A 24280-nucleotide genomic window follows, 5' to 3' on the forward strand; every position below is an offset into this window, starting at 1 on the left:
ACGATTTGATTGAGTTACTGGGTTGATATGGTTTCCGTAGTTCGTTCGATGGCTGACACCCTGGCAGACGCGGCCAATCCGCAACGCTGGCTGGAGGGCTTGTCTTCTTCGCTGAGCGGAGAAGAGCAGGCGATGCTCACTCGCGCCTTGGACGAGGCGCGCGCCTTGTACTGCGGCAAGACCATGGCCCAGACCGGCGAGGACTTGTTCAGTCACGCGGTGGCCGCCGCCGCCATCGTGGCGGATCTGAATCTGTTGCCGGACGCCATCGTCGCCACCTTGATGTTCGCCGCTTCGGATTACCGCGAGGACTGGCAGCCCTGGCTCTGCGAAACCTTCAATCCCACGGTGGCGGTGCTGGTGGAGGGGGTCAACGGCGTGCGCCGCATCACCGAGCTGGCGCGCATCGACAAGCTGTCCACGCCGGAAGAGCGCGCGCGCCAGGCGGAAACCATGCGCAAGATGCTGCTGGCCATGGTGGCCGACATCCGCGTGGTGCTGATCAAGCTGGCCTGGCGCACCCAGACCATGCACTACCTGGCCGAGGTGGAGGATGAGACGGTGCGCCGCCGCATCGCCACCGAGACCCTGGATCTGTTCGCGCCGCTGGCCAACCGCCTGGGGGTGTGGCAGATCAAGTGGGAGCTGGAGGACCTGGGCTTCCGCCATACCGAGCCGGACAGCTACAAGCGCATCGCCAAATTATTGGACGAGCGCCGGCTGGAGCGCATCGACTATATCGACCGGCTGCTGGACACCCTGCGCGCGGAGCTGAAGAACGCCGGCGTCAAGGCGGAGGTAGCCGGCCGGCCCAAGCACATCTTCTCCATCTGGAAGAAGATGAAGAAGAAAAAGCTGGATTTCTCCGAGCTCTACGACATCCGCGCGGTGCGCATCCTGGTGGAGCGGCTGCCGGACTGCTATACGGCGCTGGGCATCATTCACGGCACCTGGCAGCCGATTCCCGGCGAGTTCGACGACTACATCTCCCATCCCAAGGCCAATAATTACCGCAGCCTGCACACCGCGGTGATCGGGCCGGAGGACAAGGCGGTGGAGGTGCAGATCCGCACCTTCGAGATGCACGAGCACGCCGAGTTCGGCGTGGCCGCGCATTGGCGCTACAAGGAGGGCGGCAAGGGCGACGCGGCCTATGAGGAGAAAATCTCCTGGCTGCGCCAGTTGCTGGACTGGCGCGAGGAGATGTCGGACCGCGAGGGCCTGGCCGAGGCGTTCAAGACCGAGCTGTTCGCCGACACCATCTATGTGCTGACGCCGCAGGGCCGGGTGATGGCCTTGCCGTTTGGCGCCACCCCCATCGATTTCGCCTATTCGGTGCACACCAATCTGGGCCATCGCTGCCGCGGAGCCAAGGTGGAGGGGCAGATCGTGCCCTTGTCCACGCCGCTGCAAAACGGCCAGCGGGTGGAGATCATCACCGCCAAGGAGGGCGGGCCGTCGGTGAACTGGCTGCACGACGGCTGGGTGAAGAGCCATCGCGCCATTTCCAAGATCCGCCAGCACATCCGCCTGCTCAACGCCGACACCGTGCGCGAGACCGGCAAGATGTTGTTCGAGCGCGAGCTGGCGCGCCACAGCCATATGCAGCCTAATCTGGGCGCGTTGGCGGAGAAGCTGGGCTACGACAAGCTGGAGGAAGTGTACGGCGCGCTGGGCCACGGCGAGCTGACCACGCGCGTGGTGTCCAACGCCATCGTCAGCTTCGCGCCGCCGCCGCCGGCGGACGTGGCGCCGGAAAGCCTGGTCAAGGCCAGCAAGGGCGGCCATGACGCGGGCGGCGTGTTGATCGAGGGCGTGGACAATCTGATGACGGTGCTGGCCAAGTGCTGCAAGCCGGCGCCGCCGGACGGGGTGATGGGCTTCGTCACCAAGGGGCGCGGCATTTCCATTCACCGCACGAGCTGCCTGACGCTGAAAAAACTGTCGGTGGAAGCGCCGGAGCGGCTGATCGCCGCGGAATGGGGCGACCAGCGCAGCAGCGTCTTCCCCATCGACATCGAAATCATCGCCATGGACCGGCCCGGCCTGCTGCGCGATCTGTCCGATGTGCTGTCGCGCGAGAAGCTGAACCTGATCGGCGTCAACACCCTGTCGCGAGACACTCGCGCCCGCATGCGTTTCACCGTGGAGGTGCGCCAGGTGCAGGACATCAGCCGGGTGCTGTCGCGGATGATGGAGTTGAGCGGGGTGCAGGAGGCGCGGCGTTTGTAAGAACCTGTTCAAAGCCTGCTGCGCTTCGGCGATACGGTGTTGAAAACAACTTCGAAATGCTCATGTACCGCTTGTACATTCCGCTTTCTCAGCCGCAATGCCTTGTCTCGCTCTTGCTCGCGAGATCGTAAACACGTTCTAAGGCGCGGCCGAGTTTGCGTTGGCACAAGTTCACTGTGGCTGTGCATTGCTTTGACTTAAAGAAATTTTCATAATGGTTTTTTTGCGCCGCCGCCCGCCGGCGGCGCTGAAGTTTTGGAACGCTTGGCGAGCGCGCCTGGCCGTTCAATTTTGAAAGGTTTGTTAGCTCATGTCCGAACTGATCGCCGCGGCCCGCCGCGCCCTGTTCCTGATGGATCTCACCACGCTGAACGACGACGACACCAACGACAAGGTCGCCGCGCTGTGCCGCAAGGCCAAGAGCGACGCCGGTACCGTGGCTGCGGTCTGCGTGTATCCGCGCTTCGTGCCCATCGCCAAGAAAACCCTGCGCGAGGCCGGCTGCCCCGAGGTCAAAGTGGCCACCGTCACCAACTTCCCGGCCGGCGATGAGGACATCGCCGTCGCGGTGGCGGAAACCCGCGCCGCGATCGCCTACGGCGCGGACGAAGTCGACGTGGTGTTTCCGTACCGCGCGCTGATGGCCGGTAACCGCGAGGTGGGCGCGCAACTGGTGGCGGCCTGCAAGGACGCCTGCGAAGGCAAGACGCTGAAAGTCATCATTGAGAGCGGCGAGCTGAAGGACGAGGCGCTGATCCGCGAGGCCAGCCTGATCTCGATCCAGGCCGGCGCCGATTTCATCAAGACCTCCACCGGCAAGGTGCCGGTGAACGCCACGCTGGAAGCGGCCGGCGTGATGCTGTCCGCCATCCGCGAAACCGGCGGCGCTTGCGGCTTCAAGGCCGCAGGCGGCGTGCGCACCGCGGCCGAGGCGGCGGAATACCTGGACTTGGCCGAGCATCTGCTGGGCGCGGGTTGGGTGAGCGCCGAGCGCTTCCGTTTCGGCGCTTCCGGCCTGCTGGGCAATTTGCAGGCGGAGATTGAAGGGGGCGAGGTCAAGCCGATCAGCGGCTATTGATCGCTCGCTGTTTCAAACAATGGCCGTGGCGTGGGTCCCGGCCATTATTTATTGCTCGCGGCGCGTTTCGCCGCGGCAGGCGCAAGGCAGGGAGAATGCCATGTTTTTGCCTCAGGAAATCATTCGCAAGAAACGCGACGGCCAGGCGCTGTCGCAACAGGACATCCAGCAGTTCGTCGCCGGCATCACCGACGGCAGCGTGGCGGACAGCCAAATCTCCGCGCTGACCATGGCGGTGTACTTCAACGGCATGGCGCTGGAAGAAAACGTGCACATGGCGCTGGCGATGCGCGACTCCGGCCGCCGCATGCACTGGGGCGATCTCAACCTGCCCGGCCCGGTGGTGGACAAGCATTCCACCGGCGGCGTCGGCGATGTGGTGTCGCTGATGTTGGGGCCCATGGTGGCCGCCTGCGGCGGCTTCGTGCCGATGATCTCCGGCCGCGGCCTGGGCCATACCGGCGGCACGCTGGACAAACTGTCGGCGATTCCCGGCTACAACCCCTTCCCCAGCCCGGACGAGTTCCGCCGCGTGGTCAAGGACGTGGGCGTGGCCATCATCGGTCAGACTTCTGACCTGGCGCCGGCCGACCGCCGCGTTTACGCGGTGCGCGACGTGACTGCGACGGTGGAATCGGTGGCGATGATCACCGCGTCCATCCTGTCCAAGAAACTGGCAGCCGGCCTGGACGCCCTGGTGATGGACGTGAAGGCCGGCACCGGCGCCTTCATGCCGACGATGGAGAAATCCGTGGAGCTGGCCGAGCGCATTGTCAAGGTGGGCAACGGCGCCGGCGTGGCCACCAGCGCGCTGATCACCGAAATGAGCCAGCCCCTGGCCTGGACCGCCGGCAACAGTATAGAAACCCGCGAGGCGGTGCGTTATCTGAAGGGCGACGAGCGCAATCCGCGCTTGCATGAGGTCACCATGGCGCTGTGCGCCGAAATGCTGGTGGTGGGCAAGCTGGCCAAGGACGAGGCCGAGGCGCGCGACAAGCTGCAGACCGCATTGGATTCCGGCCGCGCCGCCGAGATCTTCGGCCGCATGGTGGCCGCGCTGGGCGGCCCGGCCGACTTCATGGAGAACTATGATTCCCATATGGCGGCCGCGCCCATCGTGCGCCCGGTGTTTGCGGAACGCGCCGGCTTCGTCGGCGGCATGGACACCCGCGGCATCGGCATGGCGGTGTGCGCGCTGGGCGGCGGACGCCGCCTGCCCAGCGACGAGCTGGACTTCCGCGTTGGTCTGTCCCGCTTCGTCGAGCTGGGCCAGCGCATCGACGCCGGCGCGCCCTTGGCTTATATTCATGCGGCCGACGAAAACAGCTTCGCCGACGCGGAGCGCCGCCTCAAGGCGGCGATCCAACTGGCAGACGCGGCACCTTCCGCGCTGCCGCTGGTCTATCAGAAGATTCGCCAGCAGTAATCCCGGAGCGGCAATATGAAACGAGCCATCATTCTGATTCTGGACTCGCTGGGCATCGGCGCCGCCGCCGACGCCCCGCAGTTCGGCGACGCCGGCAGCAATACGCTGGGCCACATCGCCATGGAGGCGGCCGCCGGCCGCGCCAACGTCGGCCGTCACGGCGCGCTGACCCTGCCCAATCTGTCCCGCATGGGCTTGGGCCACGCCTGCCGCTTGTCCTCCGGCTATTTCCCGGAAGGCATGGACCCGGCCGAGCCGGTGGCGGCTTACGGCTATGCGCGCGAGCTGTCCAGCGGCAAGGACACGCCGTCCGGCCATTGGGAAATCGCCGGTGTGCCGGTGCTGTTCGACTGGGGCTATTTCAGCGATCACGACAACAGCTTCCCGCAGGAGCTGCTGGACGCCATCGTCGCCAAGGCGGAGCTGCCCGGCTATCTGGGCAACTGCCACGCCTCCGGCACCGAGATTCTGGACCGTCTGGGCGAGGAGCATATGAAGAGCGGCAAGCCCATCTTCTACACCTCGGCGGATTCGGTGTTCCAGATCGCCTGTCATGAAGAGACGTTCGGGCTGGAACGGCTGTATCAGCTGTGCAAGATCACCCGCGAACTGCTGGAGCCCTACAATATCGGCCGCGTCATCGCGCGGCCCTTTGTGGGCGAGGGCAAGGGCCAGTTCGTGCGCACCGGCAACCGCAAGGACCTGGCGGTGGAACCGCCGGCGACCACGGTGCTGGAAAAGCTGGCCAAGGCCGGCGGCGACGTGGTGTCCATCGGCAAGATCGCCGACATCTACGCCCATGTCGGCATCACCCACAAGCACAAGGCCACCGGCTTCGACCAGCTGTGGGACGCCACCTTGGGCGCGATGCGCGACCATGGCGAACGCCCGGCCATCATCATGGCCAACTTCGTCGACTTCGACTCCAGCTACGGCCACCGCCGCGACACCGCCGGCTACGCCCGCGCGCTGGAGGAGTTCGACGCGCGGCTGCCGGAAGTGATGGCGGCGCTGGGCGACGACGATATCCTGATCCTGTCCGCCGACCACGGTTGCGACCCCACCTGGGAAGGCACGGACCATACCCGCGAACATATTCCGGTGCTGTGCTACGGCAAGAAGGTGCCGGCGGGCTCGCTGGGCGAGCGCGCCACCTTCGCCGACATCGGCCAGACCGTGGCGGCCCACCTGGGCCTGAGCCCTATGGATTACGGCCAGTCCTTCCTGTGAGGCGAGGCTGAATGACGCACGCCCCGGCGTCTGTGCGCCGGGGCTCTTTTGAATCTGGAGACTAAAGACGATGGCGACCCCGCATATCAACGCCCAGCCGGGCGATTTTGCCGAAACCGTATTGATGCCCGGCGATCCGCTGCGCGCCAAGATGATCGCGGAAACCTTCCTGGAAGACGCCAAGCTGGTGACCACGGTGCGCAATGTGTTCGGCTACACCGGCACTTACCAGGGCAAGCGTCTGTCGGTGATGGCCCACGGCATGGGCATTCCGTCCGCCAGCATCTACACCACCGAGCTGATCAAGGACTACGGCGTCAAGAACATCATCCGCATCGGTTCCTGCGGCGCGGTGACGCCGGACATCAAGCTGCGCGAACTGTTCGTCGCCATGGGCGCGTCCACCGACAGCAAGGTCAACCGCATGCGCTTCAACGACCACGACTACGCCGCCATCGCCGATTACGGCCTGCTGCGCGCCGTGGTGGACACCGCGGCGGAGCAGGGCAAGCCGGTGACGGTGGGCAATGTGTTCTCCGCCGACCTGTTCTACGGCGTTCAGCCCAATATGCTGGAAGTGCTGGACAAGATGCAGGTCAAGGTGATCGAGATGGAACTGGCCGGCATCTACAGTGTGGCTGCGCAATACGGCGCGCGCGCGGTGGGCATTCTGACCGTGTCCGACATCATCCCCACCGGCGAGGCCACCAGCGCCGAAGAGCGTCAAACCACTTTCCGCGACATGATGGAAGTGGCTTTGGCGGCGGCGATCAAGCTGTAAGCCTTTACCGATTGTCAGACAGCATGGCGGGGGCTGGGCTCCCGCCATAGCGTTGCCAGGCGGGGAAATCAGGGTGAAAAATGAAATCGCCTTATTTTTTCCTTGCAGTGCCGCAGTGCTTTTGTCCTTGATTTAACAGAGACTCCAGCCAGATGTGGCGTAAAAAGCCACGCTTTATAGTGCAATGCACAAAAAGCCTTGCAATGAAGCAAACCTATGCAGATAATGAAACCTGCATCAGGACGTGGCATGCAAAGTGTGCGTTTTGGTGTTGTCTCCTCCATCCTCCTTCTTTAGGTGGAACTTGGCGCAACAAAGCTAGATGTTGCGCTTTTTTTTTGCCCCGCCGCCGCTAACCCCCTTATTCCACCTGCATTTTCCCCTCTGCGCGAGCACCGCCGTCAAGTAGCCGGATTTCTGTTGTCTCACAAGGGTTTGACAGCTGGATCGGGGCTGTAATAGAATCCGTAACTTTCAAGAATTACGATGGAAGAGTTCCATGAAGACCTTTTCTGCCAAGCCGCATGAGGTTAAACGCGACTGGTTTGTGGTCGATGCCAACGACAAGGTTTTGGGCCGCCTCGCCGCTGAGATCGCCCGTCGCCTGCGTGGCAAGCACAAGCCGGAATACACCCCGCACGTAGATACCGGCGATTTCATCGTCGTGGTCAACGTCGAGAAGCTGCGCGTTACCGGTGCCAAGGCACAAGACAAGAAGTACTACCGTCACTCCGGCTACCCGGGTGGTATCTACGAGCGCAGCTTCACCGAACTGCAAGACAAGTTCCCTGAGCGCGTTCTGGAAAAAGCCGTTAAAGGCATGCTGCCGAAGGGCCCGCTGGGTTACGCCATGATCAAGAAGCTCAAGGTGTACTCCGGTTCCGAGCATCCGCACACTGCTCAACAGCCGAAAGTGCTGGAAATCTGATTTTAAGGCGTAGAAATGAACGGTAAATACTACTACGGCACCGGCCGTCGCAAGAGCTCCGTTGCTCGCGTGTTCATGCAAAAGGGCTCGGGCCAGATCATCGTTAACGGCAAGCCCGTTGATGAATATTTCGCTCGTGAAACCGGCCGCATGGTAATCCGCCAGCCGCTGGCGCTGACCGAAAACCTCGAGTCCTTCGACATCAAGGTGAACGTTGTCGGCGGCGGCGAAACCGGCCAAGCCGGCGCGATCCGTCACGGCATCACCCGCGCGCTGATCGACTTCGACACCGCGTTGAAGCCGGCTCTGTCCGCTGCTGGTTACGTGACCCGCGACGCTCGTGAAGTTGAGCGTAAAAAAGTCGGCCTGCGCAAAGCTCGCCGCGCCAAGCAGTTCTCCAAGCGTTAATTCGCCGAATTCTGTTTTCAAGAAAACCGCCTGCGTTTGCCAGGCGGTTTTTTCTTGCCTGTCGTTTCTCCGCTTCCATCCCATCCATATTGCAAGGCAGCATCGCAGTGCCTACACTGTCGTTTTTGCGACGCGCTTTTACATAAAGGAATGGGCATGATCAAGGTGGGAATCGTCGGGGGCACCGGCTACACGGGTGTCGAACTGCTGCGCTTGCTGGCGGGCCATCCGTCGGCGCGCGTGACCGCGGTCACCTCGCGCAAGGAGGCCGGCATGAAAGTGGCCGACCTGTTCCCCAGCTTGCGAGGCCGCATCGATCTGGCCTTCTCCACGCCCGACGAAGCGCGCTTGCGGGATTGCGATGTGGTGTTTTTCGCCACACCCAACGGCATTGCGATGAACGAGGCGCGAGAATTGCTGGCCGCCGGCGTGCGGGTGGTGGATCTGGCCGCCGATTACCGGATCCGGGACGTCGCCGAATGGGAAAAATGGTACGGCATGAGCCATGGTTCGCCGGACCTGGTGGCCGAAGCGGTGTACGGTCTGCCGGAAATCAACCGCGAGGCCATCCGCGGCGCGCGGCTGGTGGCGAATCCGGGCTGCTATCCGACCGCGGTGCAATTGGGCTTCCTGCCCTTGATCGAAGCCGGCGCGGTGGAGCTTTCCAGCCTGATCGCCGATTGCAAGTCGGGCGTGTCCGGCGCAGGGCGCAAGGCGGAGGTGGGCGCCTTGCTGGCCGAGGCGGGAGATTCCTTCAAGGCTTACGGCGTGTCCGGTCACCGGCATTTGCCTGAAATCCGCCAGGGCCTGGGCCGGGCGGCCGCGCTGCCGGTGGGCCTGACCTTCGTGCCGCACCTGACGCCGATGATACGCGGCATCCACGCCACGCTTTACGCGCGGCTGAAGGCCGACGTGGACGTGCAGGCGTTGTTCGAGCGCCGCTACGAGGGCGAGCACTTCGTCGACGTGCTGCCGGCCGGCAGCCACCCGGAGACGCGCTCGGTGCGCGGCGCCAATGTCTGCCGCATCGCCGCGCACAGGCCGCAGGGCGGGGATACCGTGGTGGTGTTGTCGGTGATAGACAATCTGGTCAAGGGCGCGGCCGGCCAGGCGGTGCAGAACATGAACCTGATGTTCGGCCAGCCGGAGCGGGCCGGACTGGACATCGTTCCCTTGCTGCCTTGAGGCGTCGGCGCATGCCCGGAAAGAACTAGTTCGCTTGAAGACTCGCCATCGGCCCCAATATCCGACTAAAATAGTGGGTGAATGCCGCTCTGCCGGCTTTAGAAGGGGTTTGAGAAACCGCAGCGCGCACGCAGCCAGGCCGCTAGCGGACCGTTGGCGGGTTTCTCAAGGCCCCGGAACTGAATTGCGAGGTTTGACATGACTACTGCTGCAACTGAAATGCCGTCCCCGATCAACTTCAGCGCAAGCGCTTGTTCCAAGGTGCAGGAGCTGATCGCCGAGGAAGGCAATCCCGATCTGAAACTGCGCGTCTTCGTGACCGGCGGCGGCTGCTCCGGCTTCCAATACGGTTTCACATTTGACGAAATTGCAAATGAAGACGATACCGCTATAGAGAGACAAGGCGTGACCTTCCTGGTGGATCCGATGAGCTACCAGTACCTGGTCGGCGCCGAAATCGATTATCAGGAAAGCCTGGAGGGCTCCCAGTTCGTGATCCGCAATCCGAACGCCACCACCACCTGCGGTTGTGGTTCGTCGTTCTCGGTGTGATCCGGACGCGGTAGAATACAGGCTCGGGCTTTTGCCCGGGCCTTTTTTATGGGGACAACAAAATGAATAAGCCGCCACCCGTCGTCTTGCCGAAGATCGAATTCACCCGTGAGTTCGCGTTTAGCGACGCCGACTTCGAGCGCATTCGCAAACTGATCTACAAGGAAGCGGGCATTTCGTTGAACCCGTCGAAGAAAGACATGGTTTACGGCCGCCTGGTGCGTCGCATCCGCGAACTGAAGCTGCCCGGCTTCGCCGCCTACGTCGATTTCCTGGAGTCGATCAGCGGCAAGCGCGAGTTCGAACAGTTCGTTAACGCGCTGACCACCAATCTGACTTTCTTCTTCCGCGAAGAACACCATTTCCCGCTGCTGGCCGAGCATCTTAAGAAAAAAGCGACGGCCGGCGGAGAACTGGCGATCTGGTGCGCGGCCTCGTCCACCGGCGAAGAGCCGTACTCGCTGGCGATCACCGCGCTGGAGGCGGTGCCGGGCGCGCGTATCAGCGTGTTGGCCACGGACTTGGACACCAGCGTGCTGGAAACCGGCCGCAAGGGCATTTACGCCGCCGACAAGGTGGCGCGCCTGCCGCCGGGCTACGCCGCCAAGTATTTCGACAAGCAGCCGGACGGCAGCTTCCAGGCCAAGGCCCAGCTGCGCAATATGATCACCTTCCAGCGTTTGAACCTGGTGGAGAGCAACTGGTCGGTCAAGCGCCAGTTCGACGCCATTTTCTGCCGCAATGTGATGATTTATTTCGACCGCGACACTCAGTTCGGCGTGCTCAAGCGCTTTGCGCCGTTGCTGAAGCCGGACGGCCTGCTCTTCGTCGGTCATTCCGAGAATTTCTATTTCGCGTCGGACTATTTCCATCTGCGCGGCAAGACGGTTTACGAGCACGCGAAGAAGCCGTAACGGCAGATCGCGGCTGGCACGGCCAATGGGCAAGCGGGTCTTGCCCATTGGCTTTTGTGGAGAGTCGATGCGAGTAGTTGTCCTGGGCGCCGGCGTCATCGGCGTATCCACCGCCTGGTTTTTGGCGGAGAAGGGCCACCAGGTGGTGGTGGTGGACCGCGCCAGCGGCGCGGCGAGAGAAACCAGTTTCGCCAACGGCGGCCAGATTTCAGTCAGCCAGTCCGAGCCTTGGGCCAATCCGCGCGCGCCGTGGCGGGTGTTGCGCTGGCTGTTGCGCGACGACGCGCCGCTGCTGTTCCGGCCGCGGCTGGATGCGCAGCAATGGCGCTGGGGCCTGGATTTCCTGCGCGAATGCCTGCCGGGACGCAGCCAGCGCAATATGCGCCAGATGGTGGCGCTGGGCTTGTACAGCCGCGACACGCTGCGCGGTTTGCGCCGGGAACTGGGCATCGATTACCAGCAATTGCAGCGGGGCATTCTGACCCTGCTGTTCTCCGATGCGGAACGGGCCCAGGCCCAGGCCGGCTGCGCGCGGCTGCAAGCGCTGGGCGTGGAGAAAAGCCTGCTGACGCCGTTGCAGGCGCTGGAGCGGGAGCCGGCCTTGGCGCGCATTCTGCCTGAACTGAGCGGGGCGTGCTGGAGCCCGGACGACGAATCCGGCAATGTCCATCTCTTCACCGTCGCCCTGGCCCAGGCTTGCGCTATGCGGGGCGTGGAGTTCCGCTTCCAGACCCGGGTCAACGCGCTGGAGCGCGCGGACGGGGAGGTGAGCGGCGTCTCCGTCACCGCTGCCGACGGCGCTTACGAGCGGCTAGAGGCGGACGCCTATGTCTTGGCGCTAGGTTCTTATTCTCCCTTGTTGGCGGCGCAGGCCGGCTTGCGCTTGCCGGTGTACCCGGCCAAGGGTTATTCCGCCACTCTGCCGATTCTGGACGCCGCCGCCGCGCCGCTGACCAGCATTACCGACGAAGCCCACAAGGTGGTGGTGTCGCGGCTGGGCGACGAGCTGCGCATCGCCGGCACCGCCGAATTGTCCGGTTATTCCACCCATCTGGAGCCGCGGCGTTGCGACTTGCTGTTGCAGCGCGGCCGCGCCTTGTTCGGCGACGCCTGCGACTGGGAGCGCGCGCGTTTCTGGAGCGGCCTGCGGCCGGCCACCCCGGGCAATGTGCCGCTGATCGGCCCCAGCCGCTTGCGGCGCTTGTATCTGAACACCGGCCACGGCACCTTGGGCTGGACCGAGGGCGCCGGCTCCGGGCGGGCGCTGGCCGAGATCATCAGCGGTGAAACGCCGGCGCTGGATTTCGCGTTCTGCCGCGCCTGAGCGATAGGTTGAACTGAAGCGAGCCGATGCCCGACGCATGGTAAAATCGCGCCGATTCGGATTCCCATCGCCCGCCGCCGGCGGGCCAAGCCATTCATTTGCAAGGAAGATCGTCATGCGTATCGGAACGCCGCAAAGTCGCAGTGCCGTCAGGGTGATGTTGTTGGGCAGCGGGGAGCTGGGCAAGGAGGTGGTGATCGCCTTGCAGCGGCTGGGCGTGGAAACCATCGCCGTGGACCGCTACGCCGGCGCTCCGGCGATGCAGGTCGCCCACGCCAGCCACGTGATCGACATGTCGGACGCCGCGGCCTTGCGCCGGCTGGTGGAGCAAGTGCGCCCGCATCTGATCGTGCCGGAGATCGAGGCCATCGCCACCGACGAGCTGTTGCGCATCGAGGCGGACGGTCTGGCCGAGGTGATACCCACCGCGCGCGCCGCCCATCTGACGATGAACCGCGAAGGGATACGGCGGCTGGCGGCGGAGGAGCTGGGCCTGCCCACCTCGCCGTACGCCTTCGCCTCCAGCTTGGAAGAATTGCAAGCCGCAATCGACGACGGCATCGGCTACCCCTGCCTGGTGAAGCCGGTGATGTCGTCCAGCGGCAAGGGCCAGTCGCTGTTGCGCGGGCCGGAGGACGTGGCTCAGGCTTGGCAATACGCGGCCAGCAGCGGCCGGGTGGACAAGGGCCGGGTGATCGTCGAGGGCTTCATCGATTTCGATTACGAAATCACCCAGCTGACCGTGCGCGCGGCGGACGGCGCGGGCGGCATCGCCACGCATTTCTGCGCGCCGGTCGGCCATTTGCAGCGCAGCGGCGATTACGTGGAGAGCTGGCAGCCCCAGCCCATGAGCGAACTGGCCTTGCTGCGCGCGCGCGAAGTGGCCAAGGCGGTGACCGATGCGCTGGGCGGCCGCGGTCTGTTCGGCGTCGAGCTGTTCATCAAGGGCGAACAAGTGTGGTTCTCCGAGGTGAGCCCGCGGCCGCACGATACCGGCTTGGTGACGCTGGCCACCCAACGCTGGTCCGAGTTCGAGCTGCACGCGCGCGCCATCCTGGGCCTGCCGGTGGACGCGGAGATCTCCAGCGCCGGCGCGTCGGCGGTGATATACGGCGGCCTGGACGAGGCCGGCATCGTCTTTGACGGCGTGGACCAGGCTTTGCGGGTGCCGGGCGCGGACCTGCGCTTGTTCGGCAAGCCTGAAAGTTATTTGAAGCGCCGCATGGGCGTGGCGCTGGCTACGGCCGAGACGGTGGAACAGGCCCGCGAGCGGGCCAGGACAGCGGCCGCGCTGGTGCGGCCGACGACGGGGAATGAAGCGTGAGCGATGAAGTGCGGGAAATGACGCCCTATCAATTATTGGGCGGCGAAGGCGTGGTGCGTTGGCTGACGGACCGCTTTTACGACATCATGGACAGCGACCCGTCGGTCAAGCCGCTGCGCGACATGCATCCGCAGGATCTGGCCGGTTCGCGCCAGAAGCTGTTCATGTTCCTGTCCGGCTGGCTGGGCGGCCCGTCCTTGTACATGGAGGCCTTTGGCCACCCGCGGCTGCGCATGCGCCATATGCCGTTTGCGGTGGACGAGGCGGCGCGCGATCAATGGATGTCCTGCATGCGCCGCGCGGTGGATGAACTGGTGGCCGAAGATTGGTTGAAGCAAAAACTGATCGAGGCTTTTCACAACACCGCCGACTTCATGCGCAATCAATAAAAAACTTGCGGCCGGCGCGCCATTGTCCATGATGAGAGAAGGTTCTCGCATTTCATCTGGCGGAGATGGAGCGCATGGCGTGCAAGCTGTTGCTGTTGTGGCTGGGACTGTGGGCGGGCGCGGGCGCCGCGGCGGCGTGTCTGCCGCAAGCCTGGGCCTGCGCCTCTCCGTCCGACGGGGAGATCAAATCCGCGCCCCGGGACGCCGGCAAGGACATTTCCATCGGCGGTCTGCGCTTTGAGCGGGAGGCGGTCAGCAACCGTTTGTCGCTATCTCCGGTGCTGGACCTGAACAAGCAAGCCCAGTTGTCTTTGCGTCTGACGCCCAAGCAGTTCGGCTTGCGTTTGAAAGTGAACACCGACTGAGAGCCTGCTCCACCCCTCCTTTTCGCCCACAAGACCGCGAATGCGCTCCAAGTCCCGGCATCGTTTCAGGTTCCGGACAGAGGCGGAATCGAGTAGGTGCCGGTGACATGGGCCACCGCTTCTTCCAGCTCGGCCGACAGCAGCAAGACTTCCCCCACCGCCAAACGTTTGCCCAGCTTCAGAATGCGGCCTTCCGCGATCACGTCCGCTGGCGGCGGCTTGCGCAGGAAGTTGATGTTGAGGCTGGTGGTCACCGCCAGCTCCACCCGACCTATCATCCCCAGCACCACCGCGTACAGCGTGGCGTCCGCCAGCGCCATCAAGGCGGGGCCGGCGATGGTGCCGCCCGGCCGGATCAGATCCGGGTTGAAGCGCATGCGCAACACCGCGCCGCCGTCGGCGATGGATTCGGTTTGGATGCCGAACAGGCGGACCAAGGGCAGTTCCTGATCGATCAGGTTCTGGAATTCCGGGACGGATAAGCGAGACATGAGGCGCTCCGGCGCTGTGATCTAAACATCATCAAGCGCCGGGGCGCGGGCGTCAATGCCCAGCGGCTCGGCTTCAGCGCGGGCGGTGGCCGCGTTCGATCAGGACGCCGACGCGCTTGACGCCGGGCAGGATGCCCAGCTTGGTGACCGAGACGCGCGCCCAGGGCGCGCCGAAGTCTTCGCGGATCACCTTGGCGATGTATTCGGCCAGCGCTTCCAGCAGCAGGAAATGCTGTTCGGACAGCGCCTTGCGCAGCCGCTCCACCACCACGCCGTAGTGTATGGTGTCGCCGATATTGTCGCTGTGACAGGGCGCTTCGCTGGGAATGCCGATTTCCAGGTCAATTTCAATGGTTTGCGGGGCTTTCCGCTCCCATTCGTAGACACCGATAATGGTGTCGGCGCGCACTTCGCGCAGGAATATGATGTCCATCAGTCTGTCTGGGAGTTGGGGTTTGCCGCCCGATACCGTAAAATCCGAAGCCTTCTATTCTAATGGATACACCATGACCACGACAGCTTTTGCCTTTGTTGTTGCGGCCTATCTGATCGGCTCGCTCTCGTTCGCGGTGATTGTCAGCAAGGCCATGGGCATGGCCGACCCGCGCAGTTACGGTTCCGGCAACCCCGGCGCCACCAATGTGCTGCGCAGCGGCAAGAAGCTGGCGGCGGCGCTGACCCTGCTCGGCGACGGGATCAAGGGCTGGGTGGCGGTGGCGCTGACCGCCTGGTTCGGGCCGCGATACGGCCTGGGCGAGCAGGCGATCGCGCTGGCGGCGCTGGCGGTGCTGATCGGCCACATGTGGCCGGTGTTCTTCGGCTTCAAGGGCGGCAAGGGCGTGGCCACCGCGGTGGGCGTGCTGTTGGGCTTCAGCCCGTGGCTGGCGCTGGCGGCGCTGGCCACCTGGCTGTTCGTCGCCTTCGTGCTGAAGATTTCTTCGCTGTCCGCCATCGTCGCCTGCGTGCTGACGCCGGTGTACGCCTACTTCATCGTTGGGCCGCAGAGCGTGTACTTCGGCAGCTGCATCATCATCGCCATCCTGGTGGTGCATCGCCACAAGTCCAATCTGATCAAGCTCTTGACCGGTCAAGAGGACAAAATAGGCGACAAGGGGACGGACAAGAGTTCTTCCTGAGCCTTGCTTAGCCCATGAAAAGGCCGTCTTTTGGACGGCCTTTTGTTTTGGCGCGGTCTGTTTCAGCCGTCGGACAGCACCCGCAGATGGGCGGCCACGCTGCGGCCGAGCGCGGACAGATCGTAGCCGCCCTCCAGCACCGAGACCACGCGGCCGTCGGCGTAGAGGTCGGCGATCTGCATCAGGTGGCGGGTCACCCACTCGTAGTCGGCCTCCACCAGTCCCAGCGAACCCATATCGTCTTCGCGATGAGCGTCGAAGCCGGCGGAAATGAAAAGAATCTGCGGCTGGAAGTCGTGCAATAGCGGCAGCCACACCGTTTCCACCGCCTCGCGGAACTCGCGGCCGCCGCTGCCGGCCTTGAGCGGCACATTGTGCATGTTCGGGCCCAGCGGCTCGTCGCCGCTATAGGGATAGAAGGGGTGCTGGAAGATGGACACCATCAAGACCCGCGGATCGTCGCGCAGGATTTCCTCGGTGCCGTTGCCGTGGTGGACGTCGAAATCTATCACCGCCACCCGTTCAAACTGATAATGGGCCAGCGCATGGGTGACGCCGATCGCCAGATTGTTGAAGAAGCAGAAGCCCATTGCCTTGCCGCTTTCGGCGTGATGGCCGGGCGGGCGGATCGCGCAGAAGGCGTTGGGCGCCTTGTCCTCCGCCACCAGTTCCACCGCCTTGACCACGGCGCCGGCGGCGCGCCGGGCGGCTTGCAGCGTGCCGGCGGACATCGCGGTGTCCGGGTCCACGCGAAAAGTGCCTATGCTGGGAGAGCAGGATTCCAGGTATTCGAGATAGTGGGGCGGATGCACGCGGGCCAGTTGCTGTTCGGTGACTTCCGGCGCTTCGATCTCTTGCAGCCCGTCCAGAATCTGCGAGGCCATCAATTGATCGCGGATGGCGATCAGGCGCTCGGGGCATTCCGGGTGGCCGACGCCCATATTGTGTTGCAGGCATTCGGGATGGGAGATGTAGGCGGTGAGGCCTGAGCGCTGCAAGCGTTTTTTCAGCCAGGTCAACACGTGCGATTCCTTGTTGCGTACAATGAACGCAGGATATCCGATATCGATAAATAGTGCGCGTTAGCAGGTGCAAATGCAATCTCTCTCCATTGCGTATCGTCAACTGAATCAGCTGATCCTGGGCAAGCCGCAGGCGATCCGCCTGGCCTTGACCTGTCTGATCGCCCGGGGGCATTTATTGATCGAGGACGTGCCCGGCGTGGGCAAGACCACGTTGGCCCACGGTCTGGCCGGGGTCTTGGGCCTGGAGTATCGCCGGGTGCAGTTCACCAGCGATCTGCTGCCTTCTGACATTCTCGGCGTCAATATCTATCAGCGCGATTCCGCCTCCTTCCACTTCCATCAAGGCCCGGTGTTTTCCCAGGTGCTGCTGGCCGACGAGATCAATCGCGCCTCGCCCAAGGTCCAGTCCGCCTTGCTGGAGGCAATGGAGGAGCGCCAGGTTTCGGTCGACGGCGCCACCTATCCCTTGCCCGAGCCCTTCTTCGTCATCGCCACCCAGAACCCGGCCGAGCAGGCCGGCACTTTTCCGTTGCCGGAGTCGCAGCAGGACCGCTTCTTGATGCGCATCTCCCTGGGCTACCCGCCGCGCGAGGCCGAACTGGCCTTGCTGCAAGGCGAAGACCGCCGTCAGCTGCTGGCCAAGCTGGTGCCGGCCCTGCGTCCCGGTGACTTGATCGCGCTGCAGCGCCAGGCCGCGGAGCTGACCGTCAGTCCGGCCTTGGCCGGCTATGTGCTGGCCTTGGTCGAAGCCACGCGCCGCGACAGCCGCTTCGCCTCGGGGCTGAGCCCGCGCGCCGGTCTGGCGCTGGCGGCTGCGGCGCGCGCCTGGGCCTTGCTGGAAGGGCGCGATCACGTGTTGCCGGAGGACGTGAAAGCGGTTTTTCCCAGCGTGGCCGGCCATCGCCTGCTCGGCGGCAACGGCGGCGACGCCGCCAGCGGCCTGCTCGCTCATGTTCCCATTCCTTGATCCGCGTCGCCGTCTGCGGCAATGGATGTTGCGCCGCGCGACGCCGCAGCAGCATTGCCGGCTGGAGCAAAACCGTATCTATCTGCTGCCCACCCGTTTCGGCATGACGCTGGGCCTGGTGGCGCTGGCGGTATGGATAGGCGCTTTGAACTACGACGTCAGCCTTGCTTACGCGCTGTCGTTCTGGGTGGCCGGTTTATTGCTGGTGGCCGTGCTCTTGGCTTACCGGCAGCTGGCCGGCCTGCAGCTGCGCGCGCTGGACGCGGAGCCGGTCTTCGCCGGCGACGCCGCGCGTTTCCGCGTCTTGCTGAAGCATGAGGACGAGGGCGAGCGTCAACTGAGCCTGGCGCTGGAGGATGGGATGGAAACCCGGATTGACCGTCTGCCCGGCGGAGCGGAGTTCGAGGTGGAGCTGAGCGTTTGCGGCAGCCGGCGCGGCTATATGGCCCTGCCGGCTTGCCAGGTCTGGAGCGAGGCGCCGTTCGGCCTGGTGCGCGCCAGCGCCTGGGTCAGGCTGAGGGCCCAGGTGCTGTTGTTTCCCGCGCCCTTGCAGGACGGCCAGCGCGGCCGCAGCCAGGGCGGCGGGGATCAGCCCTGCGAGCTGCCGGGCGAGGAGGAGGACTTCTCCCATCTGGACGCGTATCGAGTCGGGGATTCGCCGCGCCGCATCGCCTGGAAAGTGCTGGCGCGCCGCGGCGCGCTGGTCAGCAAGCAGTTCGCCGGGGAAGGGCGGGCCGGCTTGCTGGCCTTGGACTGGCAGGATTACGGTCGAGGCGGCGATGTGGAGCTCAAGCTGTCGCGCCTGGCCTGGCGCGTGGAGCAGTGCGAGCGCCAGCGCCAGCCCTATGTGTTGAAGCTGCCGGCGCGCAGCGTGGGGCCGCAGCCGCAACAGCGTTTATTGGCGCTGACGGCTCTGGCCCTGTATCTGGAGCGCGGCGATGAGCGTTCCTGATCGCGCCAGAGTGTGGCCGGCGCTGGCCGCGGTGGCCTTGAGCGCCGCGCCGCTATGGCTGCATCTGCCGTTTTGGCTGGTCGCCTTGGCTTTCGCCTTATTGCTGGGCAAGGCGGCCTTGGTCTGGCGGCGCAGAGCGCCTCCGGCGTTCTGGTGGTTGTTGCCCCCCTTGCTGCTGGCCGCCTGGCTGTCCTGGCGCACGCTGGGCACCCTGGTGGGGCGCGAGGGCGGCGTCGGCATTTTGCTGTTGCTGCTGGGGTTCAAGGCGCAGGAGTGCGCTCAGTTGCGGGATTGGCGGGTGTTGATCGCCTTGGGGGTGTTTCTGGCCGCCATGCCCTTGCTGTTCGACCAGTCGCCGTTGGCCGCGGCCTGGCTGGCCGTGAGTTTGTTGGCGCTGACCGGCGCGATGGCGGCGCTGGAGGGCGCGCCATGGCGCGGCAGCTTGCGCTCCGCCGCGTCGGCCCTGGGCTTGGCGCTGCCCTTGATGCTGGTCTTGTTCGTGATCATGCCGCGGCTGTCCGGCCCCTTGTGGAGCATGCCCAGCGAACCGGGCAGGCAGGCGGTCAGCGGCCTGGGCGACAGCCTGGAGCCCGGCAGCGTCAGCCAGCTGATTCTGAGCCGGGAACCGGCGTTTTCCGCGGTGTTCCCGCAGCGGGCGCCGCCGCGGGAGCAGATGTACTGGCGGGTCTTGTTGCTGGACCGCTTCGACGGCAGCCGTTGGAGCGGCGACGGGGAGGCGAGCGGCGCGGGAGCGGAGGGCGTCAGCGGCGGGGAGACGGTGGAGTACGCGGTTACGCTGGAGCCGGACAAGGGGCGCTTGCCGGCGCTGGATGTGCCGCTGCCGGACGAGGCGTCGCGTTTGCGGTACGGCATGGTGTTGCGCGGGGACGCCAAGGACAGGAGGACTCAGCGTTTTTACGCCGTCAGCCGCTTAGGCGCGCGTTATCAGGCGGTTTTGTCCGAGTCCGAGCGCGCGTTTTACCTGCGCTTGCCGCCCGGCAATCCACGCGCGCGCGCTTGGGCGCGAGAGCTGGCGGCGCGGGGGGAGGGCGCTTTCGCGCAGGCCGCCTTGCAAGCGTTTCGAAGCCAGGGCTTTCGCTATACGCTGAATCCGCCCTTGCTGGACCGGCAAGACGAGGTCGATCAATTCCTGTTTTCCAGCCGGCAGGGCTTTTGCGAGCATTACGCGTCGGCACTGGCGTTTCTGGCGCGCGCCGCGGGCATGCCGGCGCGGATTGTCGTCGGTTATCAGGGCGGAGAATACAATCCGGTGGGGCGTTTCTGGCAGGTGAAGTCGTCCGACGCGCACGCCTGGGTGGAGGTTTGGCTGGCGGAAAGCCGGCAATGGCTGCGCGTCGATCCCACCAGCGCGGTGGCGCCGCTGCGCCTGGCGGATGGGGCGGAGCAGAGCGTGCCGGCCTTGAGGGAGCGCGGGATGGCGGGTTTGCCGCCGGCCTGGTTGCGCAATCTGCGCCAGAACTGGCAGGCCGCGGGTTTCGCCTGGCAGCAATGGGTGGTGGGCTACGACGCTGCGCGGCAGCGCAATGTGTTTCAACGCTTGGGCCTGGGCGAGAGCGTGAGCGCGAGCAGCGTGTTGCAGGCCCTGTTCGTCGGCGTCTTGCTGGCGGGTTTGCCGCTGGCCTGGTGGTGGCGGCGGGGGCGTGGACGCGAGGAGCCGATGGCGAGGGGCTGGCGGCTGTTGTTGGCGCAATTGCGCCGGCGGCGGATAGAGGCCGGTCCTTGCGACGGGCCCTTGGAGCTGTTGCGTCGCGCCAAGCCCGACCTGGCGGCCGCGGAATACGCGCAGTTGAAAACCCTGGTGAGCGAATACGTGGCCTTGCGTTATCGTTCGCGCGCCGCGGACGCCGCCCGGCAGCGGGACTGGCTGCGTCGCAGCCGCCGTTTTCGTCTGGCGCGGAAATGACGAAGCCCCCGGGGAGCCGGGGGCTGCTGGCTGCGGTCCACGCTGGCGCGCTACAACAGGAAGTCCTTGGAGATGCCCTTGCGGCGCAGGATGCGGCGCAGCTGTTCCAGGCCTTCGATCTGGATCTGGCGCACGCGTTCGCGGGTCAGGCTCAGCGCGGCGGCCAATTCCTCCAGCGTGCAGATCTCGTAGCCGTTCAGACCGTAACGGCGTTCGATCACCAGTTTCTGCTTCTCGTTCAACTGGCCCAGCCATTCATGGACGAAATGCTCCAGCTGGCTGTTGTGCAACTGGATTTCCGGCTCGTCGTGCTGCTCGTCCGGGATGGACTCGCCGATAGACAGCATCGGATCGATGTCCAGCGGCGCGTCCAGCGAGGCCATGCGCTCGTTGAGGTTCATCACCTTGCGCACATCGTCCACCGGCTTGCCCACCAGGTGGGCGATTTCGTCCAGAGTCGGCTCGCGGCCGATCTGGCTTTCCAGGTGGCGCGAAGCGCGCAGATAAACGTTGAGCTCCTTGATCACGTGCACCGGCAGGCGGATGGTGCGAGATTGGTTCATGATGGCGCGCTCTATGCTCTGGCGTATCCACCAGGTGGCATAGGTGGAGAAGCGGAAGCCGCGCTCGGGGTCGAACTTCTCCAGCGCGTGCATCAGACCGATATTGCCTTCCTCGATCAGATCCAACAGCGCCAGGCCGCGGTTGATGTAATGCTTGGCGATGTTCACCACCAGCCGCAGATTGTGTTCGATCATCTTCTGCCGCGCTTCGAACTCTCCGGCCACCACGCGGCGGGCCAGAGCCAGTTCTTCCTGCGGCGTCAACAGGGCGTTGTTGCCGATATCGTTGAGGTAGATTTGGGTGACGTCGGCAACTTCTTCGTATACCGGCTGCGCTTCGCCGACTTCCTCTGCCTCCACTTCGGCAACGGCTTCCTCATTGCTTTCCTCGTCGAGAATTTCTTGCTCTTCGAGAATGTCGAGTTCGCTACTCATGTTCTACCCCCGTCTCTTTCTGATCCTGGACGGGGGCCCCGGCCGCCCGTCAGGACTTATGGTCAAGGTACTGCATCGGATCCACCGGCTTGCCGAGGCGGCGGATTTCAAAGTGCAGTTTCACTTGGTCGGCGTCGGAATTGCCCATTTCGGCAATCTTCTGCCCTCGCTTGACAGACTGGCCCTCCTTTACGAGCAACTGGCTATTGTGGGCGTAGGCCGACAGGAAGGATTTATTGTGCTTGATGATGATCAGCTTGCCGTAGCCACGCAGGCCGGTGCCGCTGTACACCACTTTGCCGTCTCCCGCCGCCAACACCGGCTGGCCGCTGCGGCCGCTGATGTCTATGCCCTTGCTGCTATCGGAATATCCCCGGATCATCTTGCCTTCGGTCGGCCACAGCCACGGCACCGCGTCTTCGTCCGTTTTCGCCGCGGGCTTGCTGGCCTCGGGCTTGCTGGACGGCGTTGCCGCCGGCGCTTCGGTCTTGGCCGGAGCGCTTGCCGTCGCCGGCGAGCCGGCGGCGCTGATCGGGGCTTGAGCGTTCTTGTTGTTGCCCGGTCCTCCCTCGCTCTGGGCGGACAGGGTTTTTGCTGCTTCTGCGCTGTATGGCAGTTTCAGGGCTTTGGGGTAGGCCTTGACACCGCCTGCTTGGACAGTTGCGCTTTCCACCGGCGCGCTGGGCTGAACCGGCGCGGCGCCGGCCGTCGGCTGGCCGGCGTTGGCCACCGGAGGGGCGTCGCCGCCGGGCGGGGTCAAGCGCAGTACTTGTCCTACTTTGATGTTGTTGTCCGGCAGGTTGTTCCAGGCCGCGACGTCCTTGTATTTCAGGCCGTTGTTCAGAGAGATGCGGAACAGGTTTTCCCCCGGCTGAACCACATGGGTCTTTTCTTTTGTTGTTGCGCCCGCCGCCGAGGCGGACACTCCTCCGTTATCCTGGTACGGCGTCGTCACCGCCGCACTGTTGCCGCCTGTCGCGACGGGCGCCGAAGGCGGCGCGCTGCGCGCGACGGCCGGCGTTGCGCTTTCCACGGGGGCCGGTTGCTGGGCGATGCTGCTGCATCCGCTCAGGGCGATGCCGATCGAAGCCGTGAATATATATGCATAGCTGCAATGCATTTTTAGCATACTTTTGTTTTTTATAGTCTGTTTAAGTGATTTGATAAATTGTCGGACAAAGAAACTGTTGTGTTTTTGCAGTTTTAACTGCGTCCGGCAAGCAAGGGTACGAATTTCACCGGGTCCAGCCGGCTTTTCTGCAGGCCTTGCGCGGTTTTCTCTATCAGCCACAAGTACTGTTCCTCTTCGCCTATCGGCATGATCATGCGGCCGCCGTCGTTGAGTTGTTCGACCAGGGCCTGGGGGATGTTGCGCGCGGCGGCGGTCATGATGATGCCGTCGAAGGGCGCGGCCTCGGCCAGGCCGAAATGGCCGTCGCCGTGGACCAGGCGGGCGTGCACCAGCTTGGCGGCGCGCAAATTGCGTCTGGCTTTGTCAAGAATGACGCCCAAGCGTTCAATGGAGTAGACCTCGGCGCCGGTCTTCAGCAGCACCGCGGTCTGATAGCCGCAGCCGGTGCCTATCTCCAATACTTTGCCCGGTTTCTTGCCATTCAACAGGATTTCCGTCATCCGCGCCACGGTGAAAGGCTGGGAGATGGTCTGGCCGTGGCCTATGGGCAGCGACACGTCGTCGTAGGCGCGGGTGGCCAGCGCCTGGTCTACAAACAGGTGACGCGGCACGTCCGACATCGCGGTCAGCACGCGTTCGTCGGCCACGCCGTTCTGGCGCAGGCGCTCGACCATGCGGCGTCGGGTGCGGTCGGAAAGCATGCCGTAGGCCGGCTGGCCCGGCGTCAGCTGTGGTGTAGCCATGTTTTGATTCCGTCTAGTTGGCCATAGGCGGTTAAATCCAGCATTAGCGGCGTCACTGAAATATCGTTGTTGGCCAGCGCGCCGAAGTCCGTGCCCGCGCCGGCGTCCTGCACATTGCCGACCGGTCCTACCCAGTATATCGTCTCGCCGCGAGGATTCTGAGACTTGATCACCGGCTGCGCGCAGTGGCGGCGGCCCAGGCGGGTGACGGTCAATTGGCCCAGTGCTTCCGGAGCGATGTCGGGCACGTTGACGTTGAGCAGCACCGGCTCGCGGAAGGGGGTGCGCTTGCAGCGTTCCACCAGTTGATCGACGACTAGGCCGGCGCTGGCGAAGTGCTGGCCGCTATAGCCGGCCAGCGACACCGCGATGGAGGGAATGCCCAGCATGAAGCCTTCGGTGGCGGCGGCCACGGTGCCGGAGTACAGGGTGTCGTCGCCCATATTGGGGCCGTGGTTGATGCCGCTGAACACCATGTCCGGTTTGAAGTCCAGCATGCCGGTCACCGCGAGGTGCACGCAGTCGGTGGGGGTGCCGTTGACGTAGTGAAAGCCGTTGGCGGCCTTGCGCACGGTCAAGGGGCGATCCAGGGTCAGGGAGTTGCTGGCGCCGCTGCGGTCCCGCTCCGGCGCGACAACGACGACTTCGCCGTGGCGGGACAGGGTTTGCGCCAGCATGGCCAGTCCCGGAGCGAAATAACCGTCGTCGTTGCTGATGAGAAACTTCATGCTGTCTTTCTATTGTTCTTGCCGGCAAAGGTGGCCCGGCTGATTGTA

Annotated in this window: 25 protein-coding genes; 18 read left to right on the forward strand and 7 right to left on the reverse strand. The window is 64.4% G+C overall.

The window, feature by feature from the left end; genetic code table 11:
* The first annotated feature begins 27 nt into the window (after positions 1 to 27).
* From NK214_RS03810 to NK214_RS03875, 14 genes are all read left to right on the forward strand, one after another.
* Positions 28 to 2232 (forward strand): bifunctional (p)ppGpp synthetase/guanosine-3',5'-bis(diphosphate) 3'-pyrophosphohydrolase, encoded by a 2205-nt coding sequence (locus tag NK214_RS03810; protein WP_107798131.1) that lies wholly within the window; start codon positions 28 to 30, stop codon positions 2230 to 2232.
* A gap of 310 nt (positions 2233 to 2542) precedes the next feature.
* Entirely contained in the window at positions 2543 to 3310 is a 768-nt protein-coding gene (deoC, locus tag NK214_RS03815; protein WP_253313795.1) for a deoxyribose-phosphate aldolase, read from the forward strand.
* Between the two features lie 100 nt (positions 3311 to 3410).
* On the forward strand, positions 3411 to 4736 hold the full coding sequence (gene deoA, locus NK214_RS03820; RefSeq protein WP_107798133.1) for a thymidine phosphorylase: 1326 nt from the start codon (positions 3411 to 3413) through the stop codon (positions 4734 to 4736).
* A 15-nt stretch (positions 4737 to 4751) separates the two neighbouring features.
* Complete coding sequence (locus NK214_RS03825; protein ID WP_107798134.1) at positions 4752 to 5966, forward strand: phosphopentomutase; 1215 nt, start codon at positions 4752 to 4754, stop codon at positions 5964 to 5966.
* Positions 5967 to 6036: 70 nt separating this feature from the next.
* Positions 6037 to 6747 (forward strand): purine-nucleoside phosphorylase, encoded by a 711-nt coding sequence (gene deoD / locus NK214_RS03830; RefSeq protein ID WP_043632219.1) that lies wholly within the window; start codon positions 6037 to 6039, stop codon positions 6745 to 6747.
* Positions 6748 to 7246: 499 nt separating this feature from the next.
* Complete coding sequence (rplM, locus tag NK214_RS03835) at positions 7247 to 7675, forward strand: 50S ribosomal protein L13 (protein WP_019102901.1); 429 nt, start codon at positions 7247 to 7249, stop codon at positions 7673 to 7675.
* Between the two features lie 15 nt (positions 7676 to 7690).
* Positions 7691 to 8083 carry a 30S ribosomal protein S9 gene (gene rpsI, locus NK214_RS03840; protein WP_019102900.1) on the forward strand — a complete coding sequence of 131 codons (393 nt, stop codon included), beginning with the start codon at positions 7691 to 7693 and terminating at the stop codon, positions 8081 to 8083.
* 156 nt (positions 8084 to 8239) lie between these two features.
* Positions 8240 to 9268, forward strand: coding sequence for an N-acetyl-gamma-glutamyl-phosphate reductase (gene argC / locus NK214_RS03845; protein WP_253313796.1), 1029 nt, complete (start codon positions 8240 to 8242; stop codon positions 9266 to 9268).
* 219 nt (positions 9269 to 9487) lie between these two features.
* Positions 9488 to 9820, forward strand: coding sequence for an iron-sulfur cluster insertion protein ErpA (erpA, locus tag NK214_RS03850; RefSeq protein ID WP_197083112.1), 333 nt, complete (start codon positions 9488 to 9490; stop codon positions 9818 to 9820).
* Positions 9821 to 9882: 62 nt separating this feature from the next.
* The gene (locus NK214_RS03855) at positions 9883 to 10734 is read left to right on the forward strand and encodes a CheR family methyltransferase (protein ID WP_107798136.1); all 852 of its coding nucleotides are present in this window, start codon (positions 9883 to 9885) and stop codon (positions 10732 to 10734) included.
* A gap of 67 nt (positions 10735 to 10801) precedes the next feature.
* Positions 10802 to 12058 carry a D-amino acid dehydrogenase gene (locus NK214_RS03860; RefSeq protein WP_235084377.1) on the forward strand — a complete coding sequence of 419 codons (1257 nt, stop codon included), beginning with the start codon at positions 10802 to 10804 and terminating at the stop codon, positions 12056 to 12058.
* A gap of 115 nt (positions 12059 to 12173) precedes the next feature.
* Positions 12174 to 13382 (forward strand): formate-dependent phosphoribosylglycinamide formyltransferase, encoded by a 1209-nt coding sequence (gene purT / locus NK214_RS03865; protein ID WP_253313797.1) that lies wholly within the window; start codon positions 12174 to 12176, stop codon positions 13380 to 13382.
* Entirely contained in the window at positions 13379 to 13771 is a 393-nt protein-coding gene (locus tag NK214_RS03870) for a group II truncated hemoglobin (protein WP_227106904.1), read from the forward strand. The genes purT and NK214_RS03870 overlap by 4 nt, the downstream gene beginning before the upstream one ends.
* Positions 13772 to 13845: 74 nt before the next feature.
* Positions 13846 to 14136, forward strand: a complete 291-nt coding sequence (locus NK214_RS03875; RefSeq protein WP_253313798.1) for a hypothetical protein — start codon at positions 13846 to 13848, stop codon at positions 14134 to 14136.
* A 65-nt stretch (positions 14137 to 14201) separates the two neighbouring features.
* On the opposite strand, the gene NK214_RS03880 is transcribed toward NK214_RS03875, so the two are convergent.
* Positions 14202 to 14627 (reverse strand): PaaI family thioesterase, encoded by a 426-nt coding sequence (locus NK214_RS03880; RefSeq protein WP_107798140.1) that lies wholly within the window; start codon positions 14625 to 14627, stop codon positions 14202 to 14204.
* Positions 14628 to 14700: 73 nt separating this feature from the next.
* Positions 14701 to 15060 (reverse strand): dihydroneopterin aldolase, encoded by a 360-nt coding sequence (locus tag NK214_RS03885; protein ID WP_048415680.1) that lies wholly within the window; start codon positions 15058 to 15060, stop codon positions 14701 to 14703.
* A gap of 73 nt (positions 15061 to 15133) precedes the next feature.
* Between NK214_RS03885 and plsY the strand changes: the two genes are divergently transcribed.
* On the forward strand, positions 15134 to 15763 hold the full coding sequence (plsY, locus tag NK214_RS03890) for a glycerol-3-phosphate 1-O-acyltransferase PlsY (protein ID WP_107798141.1): 630 nt from the start codon (positions 15134 to 15136) through the stop codon (positions 15761 to 15763).
* A gap of 62 nt (positions 15764 to 15825) precedes the next feature.
* Here plsY and NK214_RS03895 read toward each other — a convergent pair whose 3' ends face one another.
* A complete protein-coding gene (locus tag NK214_RS03895) occupies positions 15826 to 16785 on the reverse strand; it encodes a histone deacetylase family protein (protein ID WP_107798142.1) in 960 nt (319 codons plus the stop codon).
* A gap of 73 nt (positions 16786 to 16858) precedes the next feature.
* On the opposite strand from NK214_RS03895, the gene NK214_RS03900 reads away from it, so the two are divergent.
* From NK214_RS03900 to NK214_RS03910, 3 genes are read left to right on the forward strand one after another with little or no spacing between them, the layout of a single operon-like run.
* Complete coding sequence (locus NK214_RS03900; protein ID WP_081544285.1) at positions 16859 to 17755, forward strand: MoxR family ATPase; 897 nt, start codon at positions 16859 to 16861, stop codon at positions 17753 to 17755.
* Entirely contained in the window at positions 17739 to 18707 is a 969-nt protein-coding gene (locus NK214_RS03905) for a DUF58 domain-containing protein (protein WP_253313799.1), read from the forward strand. Before NK214_RS03900 ends, NK214_RS03905 begins: the two co-directional genes overlap by 17 nt.
* Positions 18694 to 20631: a DUF3488 and transglutaminase-like domain-containing protein gene (locus NK214_RS03910; protein ID WP_253313800.1), complete on the forward strand. Its 1938-nt coding sequence runs from the start codon at positions 18694 to 18696 to the stop codon at positions 20629 to 20631. The genes NK214_RS03905 and NK214_RS03910 overlap by 14 nt, the downstream gene beginning before the upstream one ends.
* A gap of 50 nt (positions 20632 to 20681) precedes the next feature.
* Here NK214_RS03910 and rpoS read toward each other — a convergent pair whose 3' ends face one another.
* Genes rpoS through surE form a run of 4 tightly spaced genes read right to left on the reverse strand, consistent with a single transcriptional unit; the run spans position 20682 to position 24232 of the window.
* Positions 20682 to 21629 carry an RNA polymerase sigma factor RpoS gene (gene rpoS, locus NK214_RS03915; protein WP_019102885.1) on the reverse strand — a complete coding sequence of 316 codons (948 nt, stop codon included), beginning with the start codon at positions 21627 to 21629 and terminating at the stop codon, positions 20682 to 20684.
* A gap of 49 nt (positions 21630 to 21678) precedes the next feature.
* Positions 21679 to 22920, reverse strand: a complete 1242-nt coding sequence (locus NK214_RS03920; RefSeq protein WP_253313801.1) for a peptidoglycan DD-metalloendopeptidase family protein — start codon at positions 22918 to 22920, stop codon at positions 21679 to 21681.
* Positions 22833 to 23504 carry a protein-L-isoaspartate(D-aspartate) O-methyltransferase gene (locus tag NK214_RS03925; protein WP_019102883.1) on the reverse strand — a complete coding sequence of 224 codons (672 nt, stop codon included), beginning with the start codon at positions 23502 to 23504 and terminating at the stop codon, positions 22833 to 22835. Before NK214_RS03925 ends, NK214_RS03920 begins: the two co-directional genes overlap by 88 nt.
* The gene (surE, locus tag NK214_RS03930; protein WP_253313802.1) at positions 23486 to 24232 is read right to left on the reverse strand and encodes a 5'/3'-nucleotidase SurE; all 747 of its coding nucleotides are present in this window, start codon (positions 24230 to 24232) and stop codon (positions 23486 to 23488) included. The genes NK214_RS03925 and surE overlap by 19 nt, the downstream gene beginning before the upstream one ends.
* Between the last annotated feature and the right edge of the window lie 48 nt (positions 24233 to 24280).

Origin of the sequence: Chromobacterium sp. S0633 (assembly GCF_024158805.1) — a bacterium.
In the GTDB taxonomy this organism is placed as follows: Bacteria; Pseudomonadota; Gammaproteobacteria; order Burkholderiales; family Chromobacteriaceae; genus Chromobacterium.